Origin of the sequence: Rahnella selenatireducens, assembly GCF_046449555.1 — a bacterium.
In the GTDB taxonomy this organism is placed as follows: domain Bacteria; phylum Pseudomonadota; class Gammaproteobacteria; order Enterobacterales; family Enterobacteriaceae; genus Rahnella; species Rahnella selenatireducens.
In genome coordinates, this window is record NZ_JBKEZJ010000002.1 from 194956 (window position 1) to 221148 (window position 26193).

General features: G+C 50.2%; 19 protein-coding genes. 4 read left to right on the top strand and 15 right to left on the bottom strand.

All coding sequences use genetic code 11. The features are described from left to right. Nucleotides 1-2: 2 nt before the first annotated feature. The 13 genes from ACLBVC_RS04320 to tssB form a co-directional block, all read right to left on the bottom strand. Nucleotides 3-764: a hypothetical protein gene (locus ACLBVC_RS04320; protein WP_410148351.1), complete on the bottom strand. Its 762-nt coding sequence runs from the start codon at nucleotides 762-764 to the stop codon at nucleotides 3-5. Further along, nucleotides 757-2733: a lipase family protein gene (locus tag ACLBVC_RS04325; RefSeq protein ID WP_410148353.1), complete on the bottom strand. Its 1977-nt coding sequence runs from the start codon at nucleotides 2731-2733 to the stop codon at nucleotides 757-759. Before ACLBVC_RS04325 ends, ACLBVC_RS04320 begins: the two co-directional genes overlap by 8 nt. Nucleotides 2734-3265: 532 nt before the next feature. Then, nucleotides 3266-3889, bottom strand: a complete 624-nt coding sequence (locus ACLBVC_RS04330; RefSeq protein ID WP_410148355.1) for a type VI secretion system amidase effector protein Tae4 — start codon at nucleotides 3887-3889, stop codon at nucleotides 3266-3268. Next, entirely contained in the window at nucleotides 3882-6611 is a 2730-nt protein-coding gene (locus ACLBVC_RS04335) for a type VI secretion system Vgr family protein (protein WP_410148356.1), read from the bottom strand. The genes ACLBVC_RS04330 and ACLBVC_RS04335 overlap by 8 nt, the downstream gene beginning before the upstream one ends. A gap of 360 nt (nucleotides 6612-6971) precedes the next feature. Then, nucleotides 6972-7460: a putative T6SS immunity periplasmic lipoprotein gene (locus tag ACLBVC_RS04340; protein ID WP_410148357.1), complete on the bottom strand. Its 489-nt coding sequence runs from the start codon at nucleotides 7458-7460 to the stop codon at nucleotides 6972-6974. Then, entirely contained in the window at nucleotides 7454-8002 is a 549-nt protein-coding gene (locus tag ACLBVC_RS04345; RefSeq protein ID WP_410148358.1) for a type IV secretion protein Rhs, read from the bottom strand. The genes ACLBVC_RS04340 and ACLBVC_RS04345 overlap by 7 nt, the downstream gene beginning before the upstream one ends. 15 nt (nucleotides 8003-8017) lie before the next feature. Then, nucleotides 8018-10660, bottom strand: coding sequence for a type VI secretion system ATPase TssH (tssH, locus tag ACLBVC_RS04350; RefSeq protein ID WP_410148360.1), 2643 nt, complete (start codon nucleotides 10658-10660; stop codon nucleotides 8018-8020). A gap of 289 nt (nucleotides 10661-10949) precedes the next feature. Next, nucleotides 10950-11441 (bottom strand): type VI secretion system effector Hcp, encoded by a 492-nt coding sequence (gene hcp / locus ACLBVC_RS04355; RefSeq protein WP_101079103.1) that lies wholly within the window; start codon nucleotides 11439-11441, stop codon nucleotides 10950-10952. 32 nt (nucleotides 11442-11473) lie between these two features. Further along, nucleotides 11474-13168: an OmpA family protein gene (locus ACLBVC_RS04360; RefSeq protein ID WP_410148362.1), complete on the bottom strand. Its 1695-nt coding sequence runs from the start codon at nucleotides 13166-13168 to the stop codon at nucleotides 11474-11476. 3 nt (nucleotides 13169-13171) lie between these two features. Next, a complete protein-coding gene (tssL, locus tag ACLBVC_RS04365; RefSeq protein ID WP_410148364.1) occupies nucleotides 13172-13825 on the bottom strand; it encodes a type VI secretion system protein TssL, short form in 654 nt (217 codons plus the stop codon). Further along, on the bottom strand, nucleotides 13822-15159 hold the full coding sequence (gene tssK, locus ACLBVC_RS04370; RefSeq protein ID WP_410148366.1) for a type VI secretion system baseplate subunit TssK: 1338 nt from the start codon (nucleotides 15157-15159) through the stop codon (nucleotides 13822-13824). Before tssK ends, tssL begins: the two co-directional genes overlap by 4 nt. A gap of 11 nt (nucleotides 15160-15170) precedes the next feature. Continuing rightward, a complete protein-coding gene (gene tssC / locus ACLBVC_RS04375; RefSeq protein ID WP_195813448.1) occupies nucleotides 15171-16715 on the bottom strand; it encodes a type VI secretion system contractile sheath large subunit in 1545 nt (514 codons plus the stop codon). 28 nt (nucleotides 16716-16743) lie between these two features. Then, nucleotides 16744-17241 (bottom strand): type VI secretion system contractile sheath small subunit, encoded by a 498-nt coding sequence (tssB, locus tag ACLBVC_RS04380; protein WP_410148368.1) that lies wholly within the window; start codon nucleotides 17239-17241, stop codon nucleotides 16744-16746. A gap of 864 nt (nucleotides 17242-18105) precedes the next feature. On the opposite strand from tssB, the gene ACLBVC_RS04385 reads away from it, so the two are divergent. Next, the gene (locus tag ACLBVC_RS04385; protein WP_410148370.1) at nucleotides 18106-19653 is read left to right on the top strand and encodes a methyl-accepting chemotaxis protein; all 1548 of its coding nucleotides are present in this window, start codon (nucleotides 18106-18108) and stop codon (nucleotides 19651-19653) included. 150 nt (nucleotides 19654-19803) lie between these two features. Beyond that, a complete protein-coding gene (locus ACLBVC_RS04390; protein ID WP_410148372.1) occupies nucleotides 19804-20352 on the top strand; it encodes a GNAT family N-acetyltransferase in 549 nt (182 codons plus the stop codon). 62 nt (nucleotides 20353-20414) lie between these two features. Here the strand turns inward: ACLBVC_RS04390 and ACLBVC_RS04395 are convergent, their stop codons facing one another. Then, nucleotides 20415-21962: a methyl-accepting chemotaxis protein gene (locus ACLBVC_RS04395; RefSeq protein ID WP_410148374.1), complete on the bottom strand. Its 1548-nt coding sequence runs from the start codon at nucleotides 21960-21962 to the stop codon at nucleotides 20415-20417. 390 nt (nucleotides 21963-22352) lie between these two features. On the opposite strand from ACLBVC_RS04395, the gene ACLBVC_RS04400 reads away from it, so the two are divergent. Both ACLBVC_RS04400 and ovoA read left to right on the top strand, forming a co-directional pair. After that, nucleotides 22353-23468, top strand: coding sequence for a tyrosine-type recombinase/integrase (locus tag ACLBVC_RS04400; RefSeq protein WP_410148375.1), 1116 nt, complete (start codon nucleotides 22353-22355; stop codon nucleotides 23466-23468). A gap of 147 nt (nucleotides 23469-23615) precedes the next feature. After that, on the top strand, nucleotides 23616-25757 hold the full coding sequence (gene ovoA / locus ACLBVC_RS04405; protein WP_410148812.1) for a 5-histidylcysteine sulfoxide synthase: 2142 nt from the start codon (nucleotides 23616-23618) through the stop codon (nucleotides 25755-25757). Nucleotides 25758-25961: 204 nt separating this feature from the next. On the opposite strand, the gene ACLBVC_RS04410 is transcribed toward ovoA, so the two are convergent. Beyond that, nucleotides 25962-26129: a YhfL family protein gene (locus ACLBVC_RS04410; protein WP_410148814.1), complete on the bottom strand. Its 168-nt coding sequence runs from the start codon at nucleotides 26127-26129 to the stop codon at nucleotides 25962-25964. Nucleotides 26130-26193: the final 64 nt, after the last annotated feature.

Below are 26193 nucleotides of genomic sequence, written 5' to 3' on the forward strand. Positions count from 1 at the left end.
CGTCACTTCTCGAGTTTTTTTATATTTGGATGAGTTGAACCATCAGAGACGACCGTGCCATCAGGATAAATTATTTTATAGAATGCACCGATTTTATATTCTTTAGGCGCAACCATCCTGACTATTTTTGATTCGTCAATTTTAGGACTATAGTTCACGCTTAGAGATTTAGAAATACTGCTTATCCTTTTTTGTAAGAAGTCTTCTTCGCCAAATAAATTTAATGTATCAATTGCATGAACCATTTTATTTGTTTTAATTAATGGATAATACTTGGGTTCTAGGCTTAAATCTCCTGGAGAAAAAGTAAATTGCCCATTTCGCGAAGCGTCGTCATCAAAAGCAATTGTTGCGCCGACAGCCGTGCCCGGTACCAGATCTTTTCCGAGATGTATGGCATCAATATATTCAATCCCTACATTGAATGCGCTTAATGTCCATTCGCAGGCACCCCCACCGGTCATCGCTACCTTCGCCTTCCAGAGGTCATTGGCTCCCTGCTGCAGGGGGATATTAATGACGTTGTAATTGGGTTCCGTGATAACGGAACCGTCGACTCCGCTGATTCTTTTTTTCAGGCATGTATGCGAAATATACCTCACCTCCAGCGGGAAGGGTTTCGTGTATTGGGAGGGGTTTTTGACTTCCACGTTAACCCACTGGGTATCGGCGGGCGGGGATAGTGTTTTATCTGTTGCTCTGGCACAGCTACTTAAAATGAATGCAGAGATACAGATTGTCAGGATGTTTGCTTGTTTATGCATTTTCGATTTCCTCTTCTCCGTAAAAAGCAAAGCGCTCGAGAATATCATTGCCATTTTTTATGGATAGGGTCGCCGCTAACGAGATGTCCAGCATTTTTTCAAGACTCAGGAATTTTATGTTACTTTCTGCTTCTTTTTCCGGCATTTCAAAGCCTTCTTTCTTCATCTGCTCTTCAAATTTTTTGACATTGTCTTTATGCTCTGTGAAATGTCTTTTCTTACTCAGGCCTTTATCATCGATCAATTCAAGGAGTTTGTTGTTTATATAGGGCATATAGGCTGTCATGAAATGGTCGCCAAAGGTCAGGTCAGCCCCCCTGTCGGGGTTTTTCCCTTCCGGGAAATAATCAGCTAAATCTTTTGCTGTGAGTGAGTGAATGAACTCTTTCTGATTCTTCCCGGCTTCCTGAGCCACTTGTTCTGCCAGTAAGGGAACCAGATACAACTTGGTCTTTACCGGCATTCTGCCTCTTAATGTTATGCAACCCGCAGGATCAGGATAACTTCTTTTGCAATCTTTCCATTCCCGGCTTTGTGTTGTCGTAAGAAAAACAACCGGGTTGCCGTGGTGCCAGAAACAGTCTCCCCATTCTACTATTTGCCATAAAGGAAGTTGCACAAGGGAAGACCATAACCCCCCTAATACACCGCCGACGGGGCCCCATAGTCTGTAAAACTCATTATCGACGTTTGCTTCTGGCGGCACGGCAGGAACTGGATCATTATCATTAACGTGCCGGAAGTGGGTTAGACCTGACAGTTGTTGTATGGCATCCCGAGTGAAGGTACGCGGCATGCCATAAGTGTGTAGGATCGGGCTGTATGATATTAATTTCGCAGCATGGATTAGCGCTAATGCCCCCCCTAGGCTATGTCCGCATATAAATAATTTTCTACCTTGTAATTTATCAAATAAATTTTCAATTTCTTTGGTGAATTTTCTTTCAAACCGATTATAGCCATTCCAAAAACCCTCATGCACTTTTCCTTTTGGAAATAGCGAAGTGCATTGGACTTTGTTGATATTACAGCTCTCAGTATCAATGGGACGAAACACGAGATCGGTACCCACATCGTATAGGGAGGCGGTTCCTCTCCAGGAAATTATGATTTTCTCATTGTTATAAACATAGAAAAGTTGTGTGTCGCCATCCTTCTTACTGCCACCTTCCGTACCTGACGTATCTCTTGATGTGTCCATAAATACTGGCGGAGAATAACGTTCACTGAACGGAACATCTTGCGGCAGTGTATTTGTGATGTAACTTCCTTTGTGCAGTTGGGGTAACTTTGATAAATCCTGACATTGCGTAATGAAAAACCGGCTGATCGATGAAGTATCGAACATATTATCATCTGCATACGACAATGACGCTGCCGCACCCAGGTTAATAGCATTCGCCATCGAGTAATCCTTCTGATGGTGCAATACCAGTTCCCATGCTCTGAACGGACATATTTCAACGACATGTCTTTTTTCAAGCTCATTGGTTCTTATTTTCAGTCCTTTAAGGGACTTGTCAGAGGGGAAATGAAATGGTGGCCGGTCGGGTTCACCCGGACGTTTCTCAATATCAGGATACGTTCTGCATAACTCACCGATTACGACGTAGTGCCAGATGTTCCCATTGTCTTCCGCTTCTTTTTTTATTTTCGATTCATTGGGGTCTCTGCTCACCCGTAAGGCACGTTGTTCCATTTCTTTTGACAATGGCTGACCCTCTATAAAGAGTCTTAATTCGCTGCCATAGCGAGGTTCAATTCGTATCAGGCCAGTAGCATCGCTGGTTCCTTTTAGTTCTTTCTCATAACCTCCAGGCGTTGCGCTATTTTCTGCGCGCCATGGCATATTGGCGACGGCTTTACCTTCTTCGTCGACCAGTTGTATTTCAACCCAGTATTCTTTTTGATTATTTGATGCGGGTGCATTTTTATTATCTGCCGTGGCGGAGGTTTGGTGCTGCGTCATTTTCATATCCTTTGATAAAATGATGTGAATTAATTATATTATCTAAGTGAACCTCTGAATTTAGAAAATGTTTGGAAACACAACCATGCTATTGCTCCACCTAATAAAAAGCAAAGTGGGATTAGACGGGTTATATACGACATGAGTTGTTGATTTTTTTCCTCACCCTCGTAATGCACCCCTTGGTAAAACAGGTGGATGTAGGTTTCGTATATTGATTTTGATATTAACTCAAACCTCGCCACAATGAATATTATCGCAATTCCAATTACGAATGAAAGAATAATAATGAAAATGGCTTTGCTTTGGTTTTTAATTTTTTTAGATATGCAGTAATAACTGACAATATTTAACCCGATACAAGCCAGGATTAAAGTCGATAACAGGTAAAGAGGATTAAAAAATGGGATGTGTTCTGCAATAATCTCAAAAATTCCATTTCGTGATAACCCATCCAAAGCGAAGAAAACAGCGACAGTATAAAAAGATGTAATCATACATGCGAGAAAAAGGCAGAACTTTTTTTTCATTTTTAATTAATCTCCCATAAAATGACTTTTTTGGCTTTAGTCAAGTCTGAAACACGAGCACCATCGCCAAACAGTCCCGTTATGGTTTCAGTTGCAACCGGTAAAGAGACGCGGAAAAAAGAAGCAACACTACCACTTCCTGCTAATTCATTTTTGTTCCATAAATCAATGTGATCTCCAGTAGGCGTTGTTTCCCCTGCCCGAAGCCAGTAATTTTGAAAGAAAATTATCCCCGTCTTACCTTTTACGCTGTTTTCAAATTTTTCGCCGGTGAGTACCAGTGCCTTAGGGCATCCAGCAAACGGACGAGTCTCAAGGTAATCACTCAGTTCCTGTGCCCTGATGGCATGGATTCCTTTCTTAGTATCCGGATCGGGTGTCGGGCAACTCCAGCAACGCTGTTTATTAAAACTCTTCATTAATACGCCACATTTATAAAGTGCATCGCTCACATTAATAGCACAGTGATCCGAAAAGGCATCTTTTCTTGTTTTAGGTTCAAGGTGCGTAATTTTATTGGAAGGGTAGGCAGCCCAGAGCTCAACGAATTTAAGTGTTTTTAATGAAAGTTCTTTTTGGGAATCTGTTTTGCTGTTTGTTCTTACGGTATTTTTTGGGTTAGGCATCTCGTCCTCCTTGATTCATTTTAAATAAAGCTTCGTCTCCCCAGTAAATATCAACGTCAACCTCATCTACAGTTTCAATTCTCTTCGTCAAACCTGAGTTATCTGTATAACCGGAAATGGTCTTTCCATTGGATGACACTGCATAATACGCATATCCGGAAATTGGCAAGCCCGTTGACATATCGATGGCTTTAAATTGTTCATCGTTGATTGTATCTGGGTATTCGATTTTCAGAGGAGTTGGTAAGTCGGAGTATATGTTAACCGTTTTTCCGAATTCATCCGTTGTTCCTTCATATATATCACCCTCACCGGTTGTTACCCGATAACGAGTAAACGGTAGTATTGCACCCGTTTTCTCATCCGTAGAGGTGTAAGAGGCTGCAAACGCCTTTGGCATTTCAGGAGGCGGAGAGTCGAGACTCGAAGCGGCCATCTTCAATACATTTGCGCTTTTCAGCAGTATATTCCCCGGCGCTCCTAATTCGATGTTTCCACCGCTAATCTTAATATATGCTCCGGCACAATTCAGCAACAGTTCCGTGCTGGCATTTACCGTCACCTTTCCTTCCGTGCTGGTTATAGTCACATCTTTTTGAGCTAAGGCAGCGAGTGCATCCGACTGTGCCTGAATATCGACTTTGCCCTGTCCGGCAAAAAGCTGCATTCCCGCACTCTGCGCAAATAAACTTACGGCATCACTTGCTGATACTGTGAAGGATTTTCCGCTGCTTATATCCGTGTGCCCGCCCGACATCACGGCAACGCTTTCACTGCCCGATGCCACACGTATGGACTTTGGACTTACCAGGCCAATACCGGCCGGGGCTGATATGACAATACCCGGAGCTTTCATCTTGCTGAGCGACTTATTAAGTGCCTGCTGGCTCGCTGTATCACCTGGAGTCGCCTTTGCTGTTTGAGCCGCTTTTGACATGCTCCGGGCCAGTGTAAGGGCTTGCTCCAACTGAGCTATCGCATCATCCATTTCCAGCATCTGGCCGCTGGCCCCAAACTGATTATCTGCCGCCAGTAATATCCCTTTCCCGCCACGGATCGCACCCCATTCATCCGTGCGCAGTTCAAACCCTTCACCACGTTTTGCACGCCCGGCATCCACATTGTGCCCCAAATTCAGCTGCGTCTTGCCGCCGTATTCTGTGCTGAGCTTGATGTGTTCTTCGCCGCGCTTGTCTTCCATACGCAGTTTGTTATTCGCAGGGGTGCGGATGACGTTACGGGTGTTGTTTTTCTCTGTGACGTGGTCAACGTGACGCGAGTCGTGCAGGGCGTGAGCGATATACGGCCTGTCCGGATCGCCGTCGTGGAAGGCTATCGCGACTTCCGTGCCCTGAATGAGAGGGAAATGGATCCCGTAAACGTCGCCGCCGTAAGGTTTTGCGAGGCGCACCGGCATGCTCTCCTGACCTTGCGCTTTATCATCCTGGTCGGCATCAAATTTCACGCGATACAAACCGGACGCATCTTGCCAGGCATAGATATCGTTAGATTTTGCACTGGTGACGCGTGCCATCATGGTTCCGCTGACTTTCGGACGCGGTTTGAGTGCAGGACGCCAGCAGAGAGTTTCGCTGTAGGGAATGGCTATCCACTGTGCAACTAATGCATTTTTTCGGCTGGCACTGACGTTGATGCCCGTAATCACCACGCCGTTTGTCGCGGCGGCTGGCACTGTTGGCGCAAGGGCAAGCTCTGTGATCGTTAATACCTGGCCGGTGCTGAGGTTGACATCGTTCGCCATGCCCATGATCCGCATCTGCCTTGATAAAAATCGCTCATGATCAAGGCGGGCGAGAAAGTTGGCGGTTTCCGCCGTCGGGTCGCTTTTGGTACCGGTATCCAGATGGCGGGGTTTGTAGTGATAAACTTCACCATAGGTCACGCCGTCACCGTCACCGCGTGTTACATCGGTTTTGGCAGACTGCAAAACTTTCTGTGCTTCACGGTAGTTGTAGTCTTTGGCGGTGACGCTTGCCTCAACCACGTTGTGCAGCACATTCAGGTCCCATACCGATTCAACGCCGCTGTCACTCATCCCTGACGGTTTGCTCAGCGGCAGGGTCTTACCAAACTCGTAGGCACTTTGCTTATCACCAAAATGCACCACTTCCGTTTGGGTGTCGGCCTGAAGGTTGAAGAAATAGAAGATCCCGACTTCGGAAAGCAGGCGTTCGATAAATGCCAGATCGCTCTCCTGATACTGATTTATCTGTTCGCGTTTTGGGTAGGTCTGTTTCAGTGCAAACTCATATTCCCAGCCCTTAAAACCATGCTCTTCCAGGATCTGCGTCACGACATCCTGCACCGATTTATTCACGAAGAAGCGGTGCGTGCGGAACTGTTTCTTCAACAGTGCGAGGGAAGGTTCCAGCGTTAACCGATATTTTGCCTCGTCGGTTGAGCTAGAAATCCGGCTAAAATCGGTAACCACGCCGTGTACCACTTTCTGATCAACCAGGCCTTGCAGCGATCCGGTTCCCATGGTCAGGCTGGCGGATTTGAGCAGGAACTGGGTTGCATCCAGATCTTTATCGGCACTGGTGAACAAGATGTCGTATTGGTACGTGTTACTGAGTCTCTCATTACCATTGAAATCTTCCACATCCAGTAATGAAGAGCAGGATGGAATATCAAGACGGTACCGGTTCAGGGAACCCGTGATTGCTGACGCAGCGTTGTACAACGTTTCAGTCATGCTCATAGCTTTGCTCCGTGGTGTTAACCATTTTTGTGTCACATTGCTGATCATCAGCAATCACAGAAAAATTGCAGTGGCTTCTTCGTCAGGCGTGAGTCGATCTCCCGAACCCTGACATCCAGTGAGAGTCATTAAGCAGATCAGAGAGAGTAGCGCGGGTCGCAGATTACGATCATTTTTTGTTATTACCATGGGAACCCCCTCAGAGCTTCTTTAAAATTTTGTCGCACTTAGGACTCAGTGATATCGCCATCATTAGTGACATCGCCGTCATTCCTCAGGCTGAGCCATTGGCGAAATTGGAAAGTGTATCAATCAGACTCATGATACTTACTCCATGTAATTCTTCAGTGCCTGTAAGGTTTACCGCTGGCAGGCAGCAAGCGGGGTGTCCAACGCGTAGCGGCAATATGGCAGAGAAATCTCCCTTTCTGTCGGTGTCACGTTATAGATGTGTCCGTGATTCACCTCCAGAGTGACAACAAATTTTCGAGGCTCGCCTTCATGTTTCGCTGAGGTTAATATGTATTCGACAATAAATTGTCCTTTATCCGGGAAGCGATAAAACGAAGGTGGAATACATAATTTTCCGTCAGTGACTTTAAGGTCTGGAGAAAAATTAAAATTCTTATTCTTTGAAGGTATTCCTCTTGGATTAATACCCATATCAGCGGGTTGATAATCCTGAGCGTCAGTGACATTGAAACATACACTGTCGTCCTGCTGACTGACCTGTGCAGTTTCATCAGGGCGCATCCTGTCACCAGGTCCAGGGCAGCCCGTAAGCACCAGCAAACATATGCCAGACAAAAAAGCAGACCATAGCACACGCGTTTTTATCTGTTTCACCATGGGAACCCCCGTAATGCATTTTTGTATTGTTTGCAAATGAGCGATTCAGAAATATCACCATCAAGCGTAATTGCTGGATCTTTCTCTCTCCACATACGTAGCCAGATATCATAACCACGAGTCTGTAATGTAAAATTATCTGCAATAATCTGCGCCTGCTGCTCCATGGGATATTCACACAGCAGTCGGCCATCAAGGGTATAACGGTAACTGACTAGCCAGCTAACCAGTCCCCTGCCGATGATGTTCATTCCTTTTGTCCGTTGCCAGACATGACTCATTTCGTGGATAAACAAATGCTTCATATCATCCGTTGACTGCGAAAAGTCATTCTTATACCAGTAGCGAAAATACAGCTCACCGTTTGGAGTCATTGCGGCATATTGATTTTGCATATTGAATGGCGGATAGCTATCGTTGTGGATCCATACGGTACCGTACTCAATGGAGGATCCAAACACCGTTTTCGCCAGCGCGATTTCTCCGGGGGTCAGCAAGCGGATCCCCCCTTCTTTTAATGTCTTGTCTGATTCATCTGCCATCTGAAATCTCCTTTATTACTCCCCAAATTCCAGCGTGATCCCTTCCTCTTCGTCCCAGCCCAGCGCCAGCGACGTGGTGCGTTGCTGTTCACTCATGCGGCTCAGCAGTTGCTGGCTCAGCACCGGCAAGATCTGCTGGTTGAGCAGGCTGTCGATGTTGCGCGCGCCGGTGTCCGGCAGCAGGCAGGCGGCGACCAGCGTGTCGTAGAGGCTCTCTTCGATGGTGCATTGCAGGCCGTAATGTTTGTTCAGACGTTTGGCGACCTGCGCCAGTTTCATCTCAACAATGGTGCGCAGCGCGGTGGCGGCCAGCGGACGGTAAATCAGCGTCTGGAAACGCGCCAGCAGCGCAGGCTGGAAGTGGTCGCGCAGGATAGGGCGCAGCAGTTCCTGCAGGTCGCTGTCCGTCGATTCCGGCTGTTCATCCAGCATCTGCAGGATGTGGTCGCTGCCAAGGTTGGCGGTCATCAGGATGACGGTATTGCGGAAGTCGATCTCACGCCCTTCGCCATCGCGCATAAAGCCACGGTCGAAGACCTGATAGAACAGGTTGATGACGTCGCGGTGCGCCTTTTCGACTTCATCGAGCAGGACGACGCTGTACGGACGTTTGCGCACGGCTTCGGTCAGAATGCCGCCCTGGCCGTAACCGACGTAGCCCGGAGGTGAGCCTTTCAGCTGGGAAACGGTGTGCGCTTCCTGATATTCGCTGAGGTTAATGGTGATCAGGGATTTCTCGCCGCCGAACAGGCAGTCGGCGAGCGCCAGTGCGGTCTCGGTTTTGCCCACGCCGCTTGGCCCGACCAGCAGGAACACGCCCAGCGGACCGTTCTCGGACGTCAGGCCGGTTTTGGCGGCGCGCAGACGCTGCGCCATATCCACCAGCGCGTGATCCTGCCCGACGACGCGTTGCCCCAGATGGTTTTCCAGTTGCAGCAAATCGGTCTGTTCGTCTTTTAAGAGGCTGGACAACGGCACGCCGGTCCAGTCGGCAATCACGGTGGCCACCGTGCGCACATCGACGTCCAGAGAGAGCAGCGGCGCGTTGCCTTGTAAGTGGCTGAGCTGATCCTGCAGGCTGGCGATTTCTGCCTGACGGCTGATGTCCTGACGGGTCTCCAGCAACTGCTGTGTCAGGGCTTTCTCCGCGTGATACTGCGTGTCCAGCGCGGAAAGTTGTTCGCTCAGACGATCGGTTTGCTGTTCAATCTTTTCCAGACGATCGCCGTGCGTTTTGTTGCCCAGCGCAATGTCTTCCAGCAGCGCCTGTTCTTCCATTTCCAGTGCGGTGACTTGTGCTTTCAGGCGGGTTATTTCTTCCGGTAAGGTATCGAGGCTCATACGCACGCGGGCGCTGGCGGTATCCAGTAAATCTACGGCTTTGTCCGGCAGCTGGCGGCCAGTGATATAGCGACGCGACAGGCTGACGGCGGCTTTGACGGCTTCGTCGGTAATGTGTACACCGTGATGCTGTGCATAACGGGATTTCAGGCCGCGCAGCATCAGGCTGGCCATTTCGTCGTCCGGCTCGTCCACTTTAACGATCTGGAAGCGGCGCTCGAGGGCGGCGTCGCGTTCAAAATATTGTTTGTATTCCGACCAGGTCGTGGCCGCAATGGTGCGCAATTCGCCGCGGGCGAGCGCCGGTTTAAGCAGGTTGGCGGCGTCCGCGCCACCGGCCTGATTGCCTGCGCCGATGATGGTGTGCGCTTCGTCGATGAACAGGATAACCGGCGTCGGGGATTGCTGAACGGCGTCGATGACGTTTTTCAGGCGTTGCTCGAACTCACCTTTAACACCCGCACCGGCCTGTAACAGCCCTAAATCCAGCGTGCGCAGGCTGACCGTTTTCAGGCTGTCCGGCACGTTGCCTTCTGCAATGCGCAGCGCGAGACCTTCCACCAGTGCGGTTTTCCCGACGCCCGGTTCGCCTACGAGGATCGGGTTATTTTTACGGCGGCGGGAGAGGATATCGACCATCTGGCGGATTTCGTTATCGCGGCCAAACACCGGATCAATTTGCCCGGCTTTGGCTTTCGCGGTGACATCCAGCGTGAATTTATCCAGCGCAGCTTGTAAAGCTTCACTCAGGCTGTGGCTGGACAAGCTATCCGCTTTCGGCGTGGCAGCAGGTTCATTCAGCGAGGACACCGGCATGTTCAGGCTTGCTTGTTGCTGAAGCTCTGAACGCTCTTCTGAAATCGCATCCAGCATGGGTTTAAGGCGACTGAGATGCTCTTCGCTCAGGCTGAACAGCGGCCACAGGCCTTCACAGCGCAGCAGTTTAGGTTTTGTCAGCAGGGCTTCCAGTAAGTTCACGCTGCGGATGGTCTGGTTATCGTCCTGCAAAGAGGCGGCCAGCCAGGCAGATTTCATCAGCGTCTGTAAGTCGTCGGAGAGTTGCGGGCGGGTGCGCACGGAACGCGGCAGGGCATCGAGATGGGCCAGCAGGCTTTGCCAGAGTGCGTCCATGTCCCATTCATAACGGCGCGCCAGCACGGTGATGTCGCCTTCGCCCTGTTCCAGCAATTTCAGCAGCCAATGCTCAATGGTGATTTCGGCATGTGCGCGGGTCTGGCACAGGGTGGCGGCAGCTTCCAGCGCTTTCGCGCAATACGGGTTCAAACGACGAAGTAAAACGGCTGACTGGTGTTCCATGCGGGCTGCTCCTTGATTTTGGGTATGCTACCGCCCGTCGCTGTTTCCTTGTCATCAGGAACCTAAAGCGCATCAGGGCGGAAGGCAGATTGTTTTTTTACTCAGCACCCGACACGCAGACGCTCAGGAAAACGGCGGACAGAAAATCCTGTCCGCACAGGGCATTACCCTAAATATTTCGTGCTGCAGAAAGGCGGCGAGTTCGCAAATCCCCGGGAGCATAGATAACTATGTGACCGGGATGAGCGAATGCAGCCAACGCATCTGCGGCGCGAAAGATGACGGGTAATTAGGCGGTGGTACGTTCGTTCCAGGAATCGGAATGAATGATGTTGCCGTCTTTGTAAGTCCAGGTGATTTTTTCGTAACGCAGCTCAATCGCTTCGAGGTGATTGTGTTTCTCTTTCGCCGGGTCTTTGATGTCGTGCATTTTTGGCGCGACTTTCACCAGCTTGACGTTTTCCAGTTTGGTGTTGAAATACTCAACTTCCTGGCCAGCGTCGTTGATGCGGTACCATTTGAACTCAGCAGATTTCAGGGTCTGACCGGTGGTCACTGCTTTGTACAAATACGGGCTGGAGGAGTCGATTTCTTTGGTAAACAGGAACGGGGTGTGAATACGAGTACCCGTCAGTTTGCCGGTGTTGTTATCGGTTGGGATGTACAGGTTGTGTTCCTGTGCAACCACTTCGATGCTGCCTTCGCGATCTTTTACGTCTACGGAGCCTTTAATGTCCGCACCGCCGTCGTCTTTCAGCCACAGATAAACAGGAATTGCCATGGGTAGTTCTCCATTTCTAGGTTAAGCATCCATCAATCATTTGATGAATCGGGGGTTGCTGTTGCTTTACAGGCGTCTGCCTGGGGCACCAGACTGATTTCAACACGACGGTTAGCCGCACGGCCTTCCGTTGTATCGTTTGTTGCAATAGGGCGTGTTGCGCCGTAGCCCTGAACCGCAAAGCAGCTCTCCGGTACGTCGCCGGTGTCACGCATCCAGTCACGCAGTGATTCCGCACGCCTGAGGGACAATGTCTGGTTCGCTTTTGCGTCACCGGTGATATCGGTGTGACCCGCGACGACGATCAGCCAGCCTGGCTTGGCTTTGATCCCAACCAGTGCGTTGATCAGCACTTTGGTAGAGCCCGTTTTGAGGACAGATTTGCCGGTGTCAAACAGCGACAGGGCGTCAAGGCTGATGATTTTCGGACCCTGCACAATTTTCTGAATCACCGGCGGCGGCGGTGGCGGCGGTGTCCAACTATTGATGGCGGCCTCAAGAGGGGCAATCAGTCGCATTCCCTGATATAGCCCCAGAGACAGGCGCATCGGTGCACCGCTACGCAGCCAGTCGTCAAGTAAACGGGCGTCAGCACGTAGCTGTTGCTGAGCGAGGGTTTTAGGAGAAGGCGGTGTACCCGTGAGGCGGTTATACACTGCGAGGTGATCACCGACACTCTGGATCAGGCGCTGGTTATTGATAAATGAAGCCAGCAGGGCAAAGAGCAGGAAAATGCCGAACATAGCGCCAGCAATTTGCCAGGTCTGCATCAGGCGGGAAACACCATGGCGGCTGGGCAGGTGCGGCAATAACATGTCCGGTAATGCCAGACAGTCCTGCTCATGCGAAGTGGCAGGCACCAGCGTGGTGATCCCCGCGATGTGCGTCTGCCATAAATTGTTCAGGTTCCCTGTCACCGGCGTAAAGCATGCGCCCCATACACAAGGGATCAGCGCCGGAACATCGCCTTGTCGCTGGGTCAGAATACTGCTGACATGGGTTTCCAGCCAAGGCAAGAGGCTTTCCATCCATAAGACAACACTTAATCTTTCCTGCATGTTCCGGGCATCTTGTTGCTGGCTCCACTCGACCAGTGGCAATGCGCCGGAACCTGTTTCCTGAACCTGGACGTCTTTTTGTCCTGGCGTGACGGTGAACCAGCGTTCGGTCTCAACGTCAGATGTGACAGGGGGTGAAATCCAGGTGCTGACCCAGACCGGAGGGATCCCTGCCAACCAGCTTTTACATTGCACAACGGCGCGTTGCCAGACGCGCAACTTTTGGGTGAAATCATCCTTGTCCTGATGCAGCTCGGGAACAATGGCCAGCAACACCGAAATCTGAGCGATAAGCGCCGGGCGTTCAGCGGCCAGATGTTGTGCCAATAGAGGCAGGTGTTCCGGCAGGCTTACCGGCAGATACCAGCCCTGACGTGTTTCCCGGAAGGGAACTGCCGCTGAGAACAACGGTGCGCTATCTCCACAAACGAGCACGACTGCGCCCTGGAAATCCTCGGGAGGCAGTGCGGCGTCAACAATGTGCGTCTGAGCAATCGCATCGTGGTGATGCCTGCGCCACTGAAAGTAGCCCATGGCACCGGTGATAATGATGACCAGGATGCTCAGTGTCACGCGGCTAGGGGTACCGAGTGGCCAGAAGCCAAGAATAAGCCACAGCGAGAGAGAGGCGGCCAGCAACAGCAGAATCAACTGCGTGAATACGCGCATTCGTTAGTGGTTCCCTGTTAGCTGGGACACCATATGTGCAAGGCGTGTATTTAATGTGAACCACAGAACCATCAGTATCACGATACCGGCAACCCATGAGAACCAATACGTCTTCCGGCCTGAACGCAGGCGCAGTGAACGTGAAACGATTGGCGTTTCCTGTGCTGACACAAAGGGTGGCACCAGCTGATTCAACTTGCGCACAACGTCTTCACGACGTTCGTCACCCTGTTCACGGTATCGGCCCGAGAATCCCAGCGTCAGTGCCCGGTAAAAGCAGGTTAGCACGGCGGTATCCGGCGCAGGTTCGTGCAGCACGGTACGAATGCGCTCCCACAGTTCCTCACCGGCATTCAGGGTATTGAAATAACGGGCCTGAAGCGGATCTTTAATCCACTTCTGGTAACCGCTGTCTTGTTTCTGGCGGTTCAGCACGCTTTCATCCAGCAATGCACACTGGGTATATAGCATATGGTCGCAGCTTACTTCGCTAAAACCTGCACGCGAAAGAGATTCACGCGCACCGTCGATCCAGTCACAGGCACGACGATAGAGTGCCTCCCCGTCTTCAATGTCTTGGCCGTTACGCAGCTGGCTGACCATCAGCCAACAGGGATAGAAGACTTCATCAATGACAGAGGTATTTAATTTGCTCATGAGCGCAGTACCGCAAACAGTTCGAGTTTGATTTCACCCAGCGAGCCGGGGGTGTAGAACGCGCAGTTACCCGCATCCAGCATGGCTTGTGCAGCCGGACTGTTGAGATCCAGAGAGAAATACTGATTCTCAAGGCGTAGCGGAATGGCGGCGGGTACATGGGACAGTGCCTTCATGACGACACCGTTCAGTGCCACGTTCACCACGTCCGACACATCTTCAAAGTTCCCTGCCTTACACAACAGCGGGAACTGAGTCTGCAGCAAATGGTTAGGAATAGATGAACGCACGGAAAGATAGAAATCCGCGCCTTCACGCAGGCGGGTGTCATGCAGTGAACCGGTCCAGAACTGGCCTTCGTTTGTCAGTTCAATAGCCACCATGCGCGATGGCAGGCTGGCTTCGAGCAGCGCGTCGAGTAAGGTAAACAACGGCGGGAAGACCTGCTCGGGTGCATCATGTTGGTAAAGCGGAATATCTTCAGCTTTATGCTCGAGAGAAAACGTCAGCAAGCTCCCGGCCAGGCGCACCAGTTCACGGTAGAACAACTCCGGATGACGGCCAGGTGCCTGATAAAGCTCCATCAGTACAGGTTCAGCGCTGTTTAATGCATTTAATAGCCAGAATAGCGACACATCCGCGACGGCAAAATCGGCCATTCGCTCATTACTTTCACGGCGCATGGACATCAGACGGCGACGACGAGCTTGCAGACGGTGAATCAAATCCCCCAGCTCTGTCAGTACAGCCGGGCAGGACGATAATGACAGCATAGGGGGAATGAACGCATTATCCTGCATCCATTGACCCTGGGCATTGCGTGTCAGGCGGACGACCGGGCAGGTCAGGTAAGCACTGTTTTCCTGATGCGCAAAACGCAGTGTCACGGCGTGTCGCATAATCGCAAGTTCAGTGCGCTCGTGCCCGGAAAGCTCCTGTACGGTCACCCATTCCTGTTTCCAGCGACGCGGACGTTCACTGTCCTGACCGTCATCCAGATTGCCCCCGTTGGCGGAAAGCAGCGGCAAAGCCAGTACCACCTCCACACTGTCACGATCTGAAATCACAGATAAATCGCAGGCAGGGGGCAGGTTATCAGCCCGTTCGGAATCAATCAGCGTGCCATCTGGAAAGCGAACGGTCAGTCGTAAAGCATTCAGGCGAGAAAGGGCCAATGATCCGGTGTCAAAGGCAGCATCAATCACACCCCAGGGGTTCGCCAGAACCATGTGCGCGACGGTATCGGCGACAAAGGCATCCCAACGGGCTTGTTGCTGGAACTGTTGTGGGGCCAGAAAGGCCCCATCGTTCCATAATGGACGATAAATTTTCATTGTTTCTCTGTTTATGCCTTAGCCTTCGGCATCTGAGAAACCAATGACAGGTTGACGTCCATACCTTCCACCTGGAAGTGCGGTACGGCGTACAGTTTCACGCGGAAGAAGCCCGGGTTGTCTTCGATATCTTCAACGGTCACTTTGGCATCGCGCAGGGGATGAGAAGCCTGCAGGTCATCGCCCGGATCGGTCATTTCGGTGACCAGCGAACGCACCCAGGTATTGAGTTCCAGCTCCAGCAGACGACGGTCTTTGGTGGTCCCGATGTTTTCGCGCTGGATTAACTTCAGATAATGCGCGATGCGTGACAGCAGGAATATGTAGGGCAGGCGCGCGTTGATGCGGCTGTTCGCGGTGGCATCCGCCGTGTCATACAACGCCGGTTTCTGCGCGGAGTTCGCGGAGAAGAAGCAGGAGTAGTCGCGGTTTTTGTAGTAAGACAGCGGGATGAAGCCCAGGTTGGCGAATTCAAATTCGCGGGTTTCCGGGATCATGACTTCAGACGGGATTTTCACCTGATTGCCGGTGCCCAGATCATACAGGTGGATTGGCAGATCAGTGACTGCACCGCCAGCCTGCGGGCCGCGGATCTGTACACACCAGCCGTTTTTGATGAAGCTTTTCACCATGTTCGCTGCAAACGCGAAAGACGCATTGGTCCACAGGTATTTCTCGTGGTCCGGGCCTTTCACTTCTTCAACATAGTTGAAGCTGCGAACTGGCACGGTATCTGGACCATACGGCAGACGACCCAGCACGCGCGGCATGGTCAGACCGATATAGCGGGAATCATCGGAGTCACGGAAAGATTTCCATTTGATGTATTCAGCACGGTCAAAGTAGTTGCCGATATCCTTGATGGCGGCAACTTCTTCCATGGAATCTTTCAGGAAGAATTTAGGGCCGACAGCACCGACAAATGGCATGTGTGCAGCAGCAGACACTTTGGAGATATTGCGCAGCAGCGCGACGTCTTGCGGGCTGGCGTCAAATTCGTAGTTGGAGATCACAGAACCGATGGGTTCGCCGCCCGGGGTGTCATATTCCTGGATGTAGGTATGACGGTACAGGCCACTTTGAATGATCTCAGGGCAATCTTCGAAGTCCTGACGAAGGTCGTCTTTAGAAACGTCCAGCAGTTCAATTTTTACGTTCTGACGGAAATCAGTACGATCTACCAGGAACTTCAGACCACGCCAGCCGGATTCCATACGTTGGAATTCAGGGTGATGCATGACTTCGTCCAGTTGGCGGCTAATTTGCTCGTCGAGCATCGCGATGTGGCCGTCCAGCAAGGTTTTATCCAGACGTTCAACTTTCTGACCGGACTGTTTCAGGCGTTCCAGGAAGACCTGAACTGCCGCTGTGACACGTTCATCCGTAGAGACATCAGACAGCGCCTGATCGTCCTGGAAGGCATTAACATCACCCAGTGCAGAGACTGGAGTCAGATTGATTTTTTCAAACAATGACGCATAAACACTTCCTGCGTCGGCACGTTCCAGCACGGTTGTGCGGCTTTCTTGACTGTTTTCAGTAGCAGACATCAGCATAGTCTCGGGTTAATCCGTTCAGGAAGGGTTAAGAATTCTGGGGAGCCAGAGCAGCCAGTTCAGCACGCAGGTCATCGCTCAAATTGTCATCTTTCAGGATGACTTCGAGTTCTTTGCGGAAAGTGGCGTTGTCTAATAAGTTGGATTTGAGGTCACGTAATAAATTACGCATAGCGAGCATTGCGCGCAGTTGTGGGATCTGACGTGCAACCTGTTCTGGCTCGAAATCTTTCATCTCTTTGAAATTGAGACTGACAGTTTCTTCGCTGCGATCGCCAGCCAGGGTGTTTTCCACGGTCAGGTTGAGCGACGGGCTAAAGTCGGCCAGAACACTGTTAAAGTTATTTTTGTTGATGTTAACTTTTTCACGCTCTGACACTGGACGTGTCTCTTTGCCATTGCTGTAGTCGCCCATTACCATTAATTTTAAAGGTAATTCGACTTTCTTCTGAGCGCCGCCAGTATGTAAATCAAGTTTAATATTGACGCGAGCCTTGGGTATTTCTTCCTGAAAGCTATTAGACATGCCTATCCCTTACTGTGGAGTGATAAACGCTGCCAATGAATCCATAAATAAATGAAAGGTTGGCAACCCTGCCAAAATAAACATCCTTTTTATGCACGTCAGTGTGCAAATAAAATCAGGGTCACAAGCGAGACAAAATATTTTGGGAACATTTTGCAGTGTGTTTTTGAATTTACCTGGAAATAAAATTTCAGATAAGTACCTGTTGACGGCATTTTAGAAACATTAGCTGTTTTAAGGAAAACTAAATATGTAAATAAATGTTACAGTTTTTGGCGTGGCCCATCCCAGATCATTTTGTTGATATATAGGAATTTTCTTCATATAACCCCGCAGCCCGCATGGGGTAAGGGTTCCGGAAATCAGTAGATTTATTTACAAGTTGAGAGTCGTAAGAATTTTCTTAGTAATTGGCCATCTGTCCTCAAAAAATATATAACAACTCGCAATGGCTTTCTATTTAACACAGGGTAATAAAAGAGAGTAAATATAAGAATTTTCCTCCAATTCCCCTAAGAATATTCGTGCGGTGAATCATTCATGCCATCAGGGTTTATTGTTCATCGGTGTGATTATATTTATTCCTTGTGATTTAGAGATTTTTGCTCGTCAGGAAAATTGCCTGTTAAAGATCATTTAAAAGAGATTGATCACAAAATTATTCATTCAGACGTGAAAGATCATTTCAAAAAAAGGGAAAACGTCTTGTTGTGAATAGTCAGATTTAGTCCGTCGTGTACCCCGTTGAAGCCCTTGCAGACACCGATCATCCTGCCGTAAATTTCAGATAAGGCGATGAGAATGTTAAATATCTGGTGCAATATGCCGATAAACAGACTCCAGCCCCATTTTGAGAGTTTATCGATGTCGCTTAAAAAGTCTTCTTTGCTAGTTTTAGTTGTTCTTTTTGCACTCTTTTTTACCAGCATGATTTCAAACGTCTGGTTGCTGACTCAGAGCAACCAGTCTTTGGATGACGTGAATAAAGAAATCCGCGTAGTGCTTTCCATCATTGACCCCATCAACCACAGCCGTACCTCACGTGTTCGCGTGATGGAATATATGAAAGAGATTGAAAACAGCGGCGGCCAGCCGTCGGCCTCTTCTCTGGACGGCGTCACTGAAGTGATGGGTAAAGCCGACGCCGCATTCAAGGCATACATTAATGCGCCAAAATTACCGGGCGAAAATGCACTGGCGGAGGCCTACCGCACGGCTTATCAGAACTATCGTCAGAACGGAATCGAGCCGTTGATCGACGCGGCGAAAGCAGGTGATCAGGTGCAGTTCAAAGCGCGGATCCCGGCTGTTGTTCAGCTGGATCATCAGTATGAAGTGGTGCTGGATAGAGTGCTGGCGCTGCATGAGCAGTACGCCAGAAATCTTAACAGTGACGCGCAGGGCAATTTCAAGTTTGGTATCGGGCTGACAATTGCGTTTGGTGTGCTGTTCCTGGTCATCATTATTGTTGTGTTGTTATTACTCCAGCGCTTCGTTCTGACACCGCTGCTGAGCTCGCGCGATCATTGCCGCAAAATTGCGGAAGGTTATCTCGATACGCCGGTGCCATTCAAAAACAGTTCACGGAGCGAAATTGAAGAACTGATGCAGTCAATGGAGCACATGCGTCTGTCGCTGACGCAAATCATCGGGCAGGTACGTGATACCAGCCATACTGTTGCGCACGCGTCGCAGGAAATTTCCGCAGGCAATATCGATCTGGCGTCGCGCACTGAACAACAGGCCGCAGCGCTGACGCAAACTGCCGCCAGCATGGAAGAGTTGGGCGCGACGGTAAAACAGAATACTGAAAACGTCAGCCGGGCCAGTGGTCTGACGCGTGAAGCGGTACAAAATGCCCGTGCGGGTGAAAAGGTTGCGCAGGATGTGATTGGAACCATGGTGCGTATTAACAGCAGCTCTAAAAAAATCGAAGACATTACGGGCGTCATCAACAGCATCGCTTTCCAGACCAATATTCTGGCGCTGAACGCCGCAGTTGAAGCCGCGCGCGCCGGTGAACAGGGGCGCGGATTTGCGGTAGTCGCCAGCGAAGTGCGCAGTCTTGCGCAACGAAGCGCGGTGGCGGCAAAAGAAATCGAAAGTCTGATTTCTGAATCGGTTGCCAATATAAAGGAAGGGTCGGATCAGGTGTCCCGTACCGGCGAATCTATTTCGGCAATTATCTCTTCGGTTACGCAGGTCGATGTGCTGATGGAACATATTTCAACGGCGTCCGATGAGCAAAGCCGGGGGATCAGTCAGATTGAGCAGGCCGTGACAGAAATTGACGGCGTGACCCAGCAGAATGCGGCGCTGGTGCAGGAATCTGCGGCAGCGGCGGCTTCTCTGGAAGAGCAGGTGCTTCATCTGACCCGCTCGGTGTCTGCGTTCAGGTTGGCGATCGCCTGATCCCGGCAGCGGACTGATCGGAAATTGTGATAAATCAGGCCGGACAGTGAAAACCTTGTCTGGCTTTTTAATTGATACAGAAACGGTTTCACAATGAATAACACTTTGATATAACGGATGAATTGTCTTTTATATTAACGAGCAACCTCTATGATTTTACTGGCCTCACCTTTAATCAGTCTGCGTCACTTTCATCATGACGACCTCGACGCTTTCACCCGCTATCGCCAGGATCCGGCTGTTGCCCGCTATCAGAGTTGGGAATATTTCACCCGTCCGCAGGCGGAATTGTTGTTTGAACAGATGAATGAAATTCCTTTTGGTACGCCGGATAACTGGTTTCAGATTGCGATCGAACATGCTGAATTCGGCATGGTAGGTGATTTCGGGCTGCACTTTGTCGATGACTATCAGGTGGAACTGGGCATAACGCTTGGCCCGAAATGGCAGGGAAAAGGGATCGCGAAGAGCGCATTAAATCTGTTGCTGACGTATCTTTTTGACCATCTCAAAAAGCACCGCGTGTACGCCGTTACCGATATCCGCAATCACGGCAGTTACCGGTTATTCGAGTCAGCGGGATTTCGGCGGGAAGGAAGTTTCCTGGAAAATTGCTTTCTGAAAGGGAAATGGTGCAGTGAATATTTGTATGCTTTGCTGGCGTCAGAGTGGGAGGTCAGAAACACAGTCAGGAAATAACCCAGCACCAAATTCGGCGAAACTTCCGTATCGGGTGCTGAATATGATCGAATTCCGACAAATTATCTGAACACACCGACGGCCTCAACCAGCCGGTCGGCCTGTCGTTTCAGGCCGGTAGAAGCGTGCGCGCCCTCCTGAACCTGAAGTGAATTCTGATGTGTGATCCGGTCGAGTTCTTCGATGGCTTTGGCGATATCCAGTAATCCCAGATTTTGTTCGCTGGTCGCGTTACGAATTTGCCCGATCAGCGACGAGACATTTCGCACCTGAGAAACAATTTCCGCCATCGTTTTACCGGCCTGATCGACTTGCTTTGATCCCGAAACAACAGTCTCGACGCTGGTGTCGATCAGCCTTTTGATTTCGCTGGCGGCGCTTGCACTTCGTTGCGCCAGGCTGCGAACTTCACCGGCCACCACCGCAAATCCTTTTCCCTGTTCTCCGGCGCGGGCTGCTTCGACGGCCGCATTCAGTGCCAGAATGTTGGTCTGGAATGCGATGCCGTCAATCACATTGGTGATGGTCGCAATCTGTTGCGAACTGTCAGTGATTTCCTGCATTGTGCCGACGACTCCCTGCATGGCGTTACTGCCTTTTTCTGCTGCGGCACTGGCGGTCAGCGAAAGTTTATCGGCTTCGGCGGCCGTTTGCGTATTGCTTTCAACGGTCGCACTCATTTCATTCATTGCGGCGGCTGTCTCGCCAACATTCGCGGCGGTTTGTTCGGTGCGCTGACTCAGCGCTTCGTTTCCGTTTGCCAGAGATTCACTGGCGGTGCGAACTTTGTGTGCCTGATCGTTAACGTCGTCCACCATCCACCGGCAGATCAACCCGAGCTGGCCTACCGAGCGCAGCGTCATCCCAATTTCATCGACGCGTTCCATCGGCGTGATCGTATGACTTGCACCACTGGCAACCCGCAATGTCTGGTGACAAAGTTGTTCGACCGGGCGAGTGATTTGCCATTCAAGCCAGAAGCCTAAAAGCAAAATGAAAAATGTGCTGAGTGCATACGCTGAATACAACTGTGCCGACGGTAACGCGGTGAGTGTGGAAATTGCCAGAGAGTTAAGAAGGAATAAAAGAAAGAGCCCGCTGCGGATCCGTCCCCGAACCGAAAGCGTTTTTAAAATTGAAAACGGGCAGGTGATGCCGGTGCGGATCAGCAGACCCCGGAACAACCGGCGGTTGTTCAGCTCCCCACGATTCATTTTGTCATAGAGCGCTTGAGTGTCAGAAATTTCGGTCGCCGTGGGTTTGGTCCGGACAGAAAGATAGCCTTTGGTTTTTCCGTCACGAATGATCGGTACCACATTTGCCCGAACCCAATAATGGTCTCCGTTACTTCGGCGGTTTTTTACCAGCGCCGTCCAGGGAAAACCTTGCTGCAATGTGGTCCACATATCTCTGAAAGCGGACGGCGGCATGTCGGGATGCCGGACAATATTGTGGGGCTGACCGATAATATCTTCACTGGCAAAACCGCTGACTTCAATAAAAGCATCATTGGCATAGGTAATATGGCTGTCGGCATCAGTCGTTGACATCAATGTTGCGTCGTCCGGGTACTGATATTCCCGCTGTGATACAGGTTGATTATTACGCATAGTGACATTTCCATGGCCAGACTGCGATTTGGAGAAGGTAAATGAGGTTTAACTCTTTAGATCTCGGCATAACCAAAATTTTCTTTAGGGCTGAAAGCACGTTATTGAAATTAATGTATTCAGGTGGCAAAACGGGAGATATTTTCGTCAATTTATAAGCTACAACGATGTGTTCAGTCGAAAATATGCGCTATATCATTATGTATGCTGTTTTTATGAACAATCTTTCAGGCGCCAATGACCGTCATAACTCCTTCATTTCTCTTTATTCATCGTTTTAGTGACTCCAGACTTAATAGGTCTGGAGTCATAAACATTTTGCCTCTGTTTCGGGGGCTTGCTATAACTGCGCACTGTGATTTTTCTGATGGAATTTAGCGGGCGGGCAATGTGGTTTCAGTAACAGAAGTCGAAGCGGATTTTGCCGCCGAAAATGTAGGCCGCCACGTTCTGGCCTATCTTCAGCAGGTCAAAATGACACCGCTGGCGAAACTGGACGATTTTGACGAAGAGGGCAATGCAACGGTCCGCCAGGTGATCAATATCTGGATCCGGCTTTCGCTGATGCTGACCCGACGTCGGCCGGAAATCGCTGTGTCTTCTTTGATGAAACATGTGCTGCCGTTGATCGGGGATGTTCCGCTGAATAAAATTACGCGCCTGCGCCTGAACCGGTTGTTTAATATTTTACTGGCCGAAGGTAAAATTTCGGAAGCCAAACGGGTTTTTGCGCTATGTAAGCAATTTTTTGGTTGGGCAGAAACGCAGGGTTATCTGGCACATTCGCCGCTTAGTTCCATGAAACGCCGTGATGTTGGTGGCCGCAACACGCCGCCGCGCGAAAGGGCGCTGACCGATGCTGAAATCTGGGTGTTCTGGTATGGCCTTGATTTATGGGATATTTCAGAACAATGCCGCTGGGCATTACGCCTGTGTCTGCTGACAGCCAGACGTCCGGATGAAGTGATCCGCGCGCGAAAAACAGAATTTAATTTGCGGATTGGCGTCTGGCGGCAGGGCACCCGAAACAAATCGGCCCGTGAACACAGCTTGCCCCTGACGCCTCTGATGATGGTTTGCATCAACGCGTTATTCGATGCCAGCCCGAAAGAGAGTGCCTGGCTGGTTCCGTCCCCAAAAGATGCACAAAAACCGTTATCGAGAGGCGCAATTACGCAGGTGATCCGCCGGATGTTACGCGCCGAACGTGGCCTGGGCATCGATGCTTTTACGACCCGCGACTTACGCAGGACTGCACGCTCCAAATTATCGTCCCTCAATGTTCCCAACGATGTTGCCCGTAAAATTATGAACCACTCGCTGGAAGGCATCGACAGGGTTTACGACACTCACGACTATTTACCGCAGATGAAACAAGCGCTCGAAGCATTTTCTGACAATATAAAGGGCATTATTGACGCCCCGGATTACTTTGCATTAAGCCATAAATATGAAGGCGAGTTCCTGGAACTTCCGGAATCTTCGCTGCTGTATATGGAAAAATAACGACATTTAACTGCATTTAAAATCTATTCATAATCATCAACCCGTATTCAGGTCAGCGCTCAAAATCTCCGCCTGCAAGGTTTGCGAAGGTGAACTGCTACACTTGGATATTGCCCGTCGTTGCCAGAGAAGATAAAGGAAATCATGATGCATTCACCACAATCGAATACGGCCGGTTTGCCCGAACCGACCCGGACAATCCTGCTGAGTACCGGAACCGCGGAACAAAAGCGTCAGGAAATTCGCGCGTACTTTATTCAGACATGGGAACTCTATGAAAGCCTGTTTGATTGCCTGACCGACGAACGCGCGTATTTTACTAAAGCGATTTCACTGCGGCACCCGCTCATTTTTTACTTCGGCCATACCGCTACTTTCTACATCAATAAGCTCATGGCGGCGGGGCTAATCCCACAGCGTATCGATTCCCATATTGAGGCGATGCTGGCGATTGGGGTGGATGAAATGAGCTGGGACGACCTCGACGATCAGAACTATAACTGGCCAACTGTTAGCAATTTGCAGGCATATCGTGACAAAGTTCGCGAAGAAGTCCTGGGCATTATTGATTCGATGCCGCTGACGCTTCCGGTTGGCTGGGACAGCCCGGCGTGGGTGATTCTGATGGGCATCGAGCATGAACGTATTCATCTGGAAACATCCAGCGTGCTGATTCGTCAGTTGCCGGTGAGCTGGGTCACCCCACAAACGCACTGGCCAGCATGCAACATTGCCCGAAATAACCGTCACACCGTGCCAGAAAACGAAACGCTGGCTGTAAAAGGTGACGTTGTCACGCTCGGTAAGCAGGATGACACTTATGGCTGGGATAATGAATACGGTTCAGTAACACATAAAATTCAGGCGTTTAGCGCCAGTAAAATGCTGGTCAGTAACGCTGAGTATTTCGCTTTTGTGGAGAGCGGCGGATATCAGGACGCAAAGTGGTGGGATGAAGAAGGCGCCGGGTGGCGGAACTTTGCTCAGGCTGAAATGCCGACTTTTTGGGTCGGATCGGCAAGTGAACCGGAGCAACTGAAACTGCGGTTAATGACCGAAGAAGTCGCAATGCCGTGGGACTGGCCGGTTGAAGTCAATCAGCTAGAAGCGGCAGCATTTTGTCGCTGGAAGGCGGCACAAACGGGTGAATCTGTGCAGTTGCCGACGGAAGCTGAATGGACTATTTTGCGAAATCAGGTAGAAGGGGACCAGCCTGACTGGGAAACTGCGCCGGGGAATATCAATCTGGCCTGGTGGGCGTCGCCATGCCCGGTCGATCACTTTGCGCAGGGGTGTTTCTTCGACATCGTGGGGAATGTGTGGCAATGGGCGTCCACGCCGATCAGCGGTTTTGAAGGTTTCCGCGTGCATCCGCTTTATGATGATTTTTCTACGCCAACGTTTGACGGCAAACATTCGATGATTAAAGGCGGAAGCTGGATTTCTACCGGTAATGAAGCGCTGAAATCCTCGCGTTATGCGTTTCGTCGTCACTTTTTCCAGCACGCCGGTTTCCGGTATGTGATATCCGGTCATCAGGAAACACAGACGGTGAATCCTTACGAAACGGACGGGCTGATCGCGCAGTATCTGGATTTCCAGTACGGGCCGCGTCATTTCGATGTACCCAACTATGCTGAACAACTGGTTGATATTGCGGTGAAAAATGTCGATTTACGCAGAAGGGCGCTGGACATAGGTTGTGCAACTGGACGCGCAAGTTTCGAGCTGGCAAGACATTTTGATTCTGTTGTCGGGATGGATTATTCGGCCAGATTTATTGATGTTGCTTTAGCGCTCGCCCGCGGCGAAGCCTGCCGTTATGTCATTCCGGAGGAGGGCGAGTTGGTCGATTACTGTCAGGCCTCATTGTCTGAGGTGAATATCGGTGGAGCACAAACCGGTCGTGTGAGCTTTGTTCAGGGGGATGCCTGTAACCTGAAGCCTCAGGGCGAACTTTATGATCTGGTTCTGGCGGCAAATTTACTGGACCGTCTGCGCGAACCGGCGCGTTTCCTGAAAGATATCGTGCCAATGATCCGCAGTGGCGGGGTGCTGATGTTGTCTTCGCCGTATACCTGGCTGGAAGAATTTACGCCGAAACAAAACTGGCTCGGCGGTTTCCGTGAAAACGGGGAAGCTGTGACAACCCACCAGGCATTACGTCGTCTTCTGACCAGCGAATTTGAGGAAATTCAGACACCGCAGGATATTCCGTTTGTTATCCGCGAAACAGCCCGTAAATTCCAGCATACGGTTGCAGAACTTACGCTGTGGCGTAAGCGATAAAACTCAGCATATTTCTGAAAAAAAATACAAACGGTCACGAATTGTGGCCGTTTTTTATTCGCATATTTATCTTGCTTGAAACCAAACGTTTTCGGAGTTGAAGTGTTCTCTGATATTTTTTACAAGTATAAGAATGTTGTAACTAAAACATGAGTTTTAAAAACCGCCCTGAAAGGGGCGGTCAGAGTAAAAAACAAACTCGAACTATTTATCCGTCGGGCCACAGCCGCCAATCATTTTAGAAATTGAAATCGCCGGGTGAAGCAGGTAAGTGTAGTCGCAGTTTTTCTCTTTATTATAAACGCTACCTGTACAGCCAGACAGGGTGGCCACTAAGGCAGAAAGAAGTACGAACTTGATGACGTTTTTCATGTAAATCCCTTTAAAAATAATAGTGTAAATAGTGCCGTTCAGAAGCCTGACGGCCACAATAATA

Excerpts from the sequence above, each read along its gene's own strand:
- ACLBVC_RS04320 (WP_410148351.1), bottom strand. The coding sequence starts at position 764 with ATGCATAAACAAGCAAACATCCTGACAATCTGTATCTCTGCATTCATT.
- ACLBVC_RS04325 (WP_410148353.1), bottom strand. The coding sequence starts at position 2,733 with ATGACGCAGCACCAAACCTCCGCCACGGCAGATAATAAAAATGCACCC.
- ACLBVC_RS04330 (WP_410148355.1), bottom strand. The coding sequence starts at position 3,889 with ATGCCTAACCCAAAAAATACCGTAAGAACAAACAGCAAAACAGATTCC.
- ACLBVC_RS04335 (WP_410148356.1), bottom strand. The coding sequence starts at position 6,611 with ATGAGCATGACTGAAACGTTGTACAACGCTGCGTCAGCAATCACGGGT.
- ACLBVC_RS04340 (WP_410148357.1), bottom strand. The coding sequence starts at position 7,460 with ATGGTGAAACAGATAAAAACGCGTGTGCTATGGTCTGCTTTTTTGTCT.
- ACLBVC_RS04345 (WP_410148358.1), bottom strand. The coding sequence starts at position 8,002 with ATGGCAGATGAATCAGACAAGACATTAAAAGAAGGGGGGATCCGCTTG.
- tssH (WP_410148360.1), bottom strand. The coding sequence starts at position 10,660 with ATGGAACACCAGTCAGCCGTTTTACTTCGTCGTTTGAACCCGTATTGC.
- hcp (WP_101079103.1), bottom strand. The coding sequence starts at position 11,441 with ATGGCAATTCCTGTTTATCTGTGGCTGAAAGACGACGGCGGTGCGGAC.
- ACLBVC_RS04360 (WP_410148362.1), bottom strand. The coding sequence starts at position 13,168 with ATGCGCGTATTCACGCAGTTGATTCTGCTGTTGCTGGCCGCCTCTCTC.
- tssL (WP_410148364.1), bottom strand. The coding sequence starts at position 13,825 with ATGAGCAAATTAAATACCTCTGTCATTGATGAAGTCTTCTATCCCTGT.
- tssK (WP_410148366.1), bottom strand. The coding sequence starts at position 15,159 with ATGAAAATTTATCGTCCATTATGGAACGATGGGGCCTTTCTGGCCCCA.
- tssC (WP_195813448.1), bottom strand. The coding sequence starts at position 16,715 with ATGCTGATGTCTGCTACTGAAAACAGTCAAGAAAGCCGCACAACCGTG.
- tssB (WP_410148368.1), bottom strand. The coding sequence starts at position 17,241 with ATGTCTAATAGCTTTCAGGAAGAAATACCCAAGGCTCGCGTCAATATT.
- ACLBVC_RS04385 (WP_410148370.1), top strand. The coding sequence starts at position 18,106 with ATGTCGCTTAAAAAGTCTTCTTTGCTAGTTTTAGTTGTTCTTTTTGCA.
- ACLBVC_RS04390 (WP_410148372.1), top strand. The coding sequence starts at position 19,804 with ATGATTTTACTGGCCTCACCTTTAATCAGTCTGCGTCACTTTCATCAT.
- ACLBVC_RS04395 (WP_410148374.1), bottom strand. The coding sequence starts at position 21,962 with ATGCGTAATAATCAACCTGTATCACAGCGGGAATATCAGTACCCGGAC.
- ovoA (WP_410148812.1), top strand. The coding sequence starts at position 23,616 with ATGCATTCACCACAATCGAATACGGCCGGTTTGCCCGAACCGACCCGG.
- ACLBVC_RS04410 (WP_410148814.1), bottom strand. The coding sequence starts at position 26,129 with ATGAAAAACGTCATCAAGTTCGTACTTCTTTCTGCCTTAGTGGCCACC.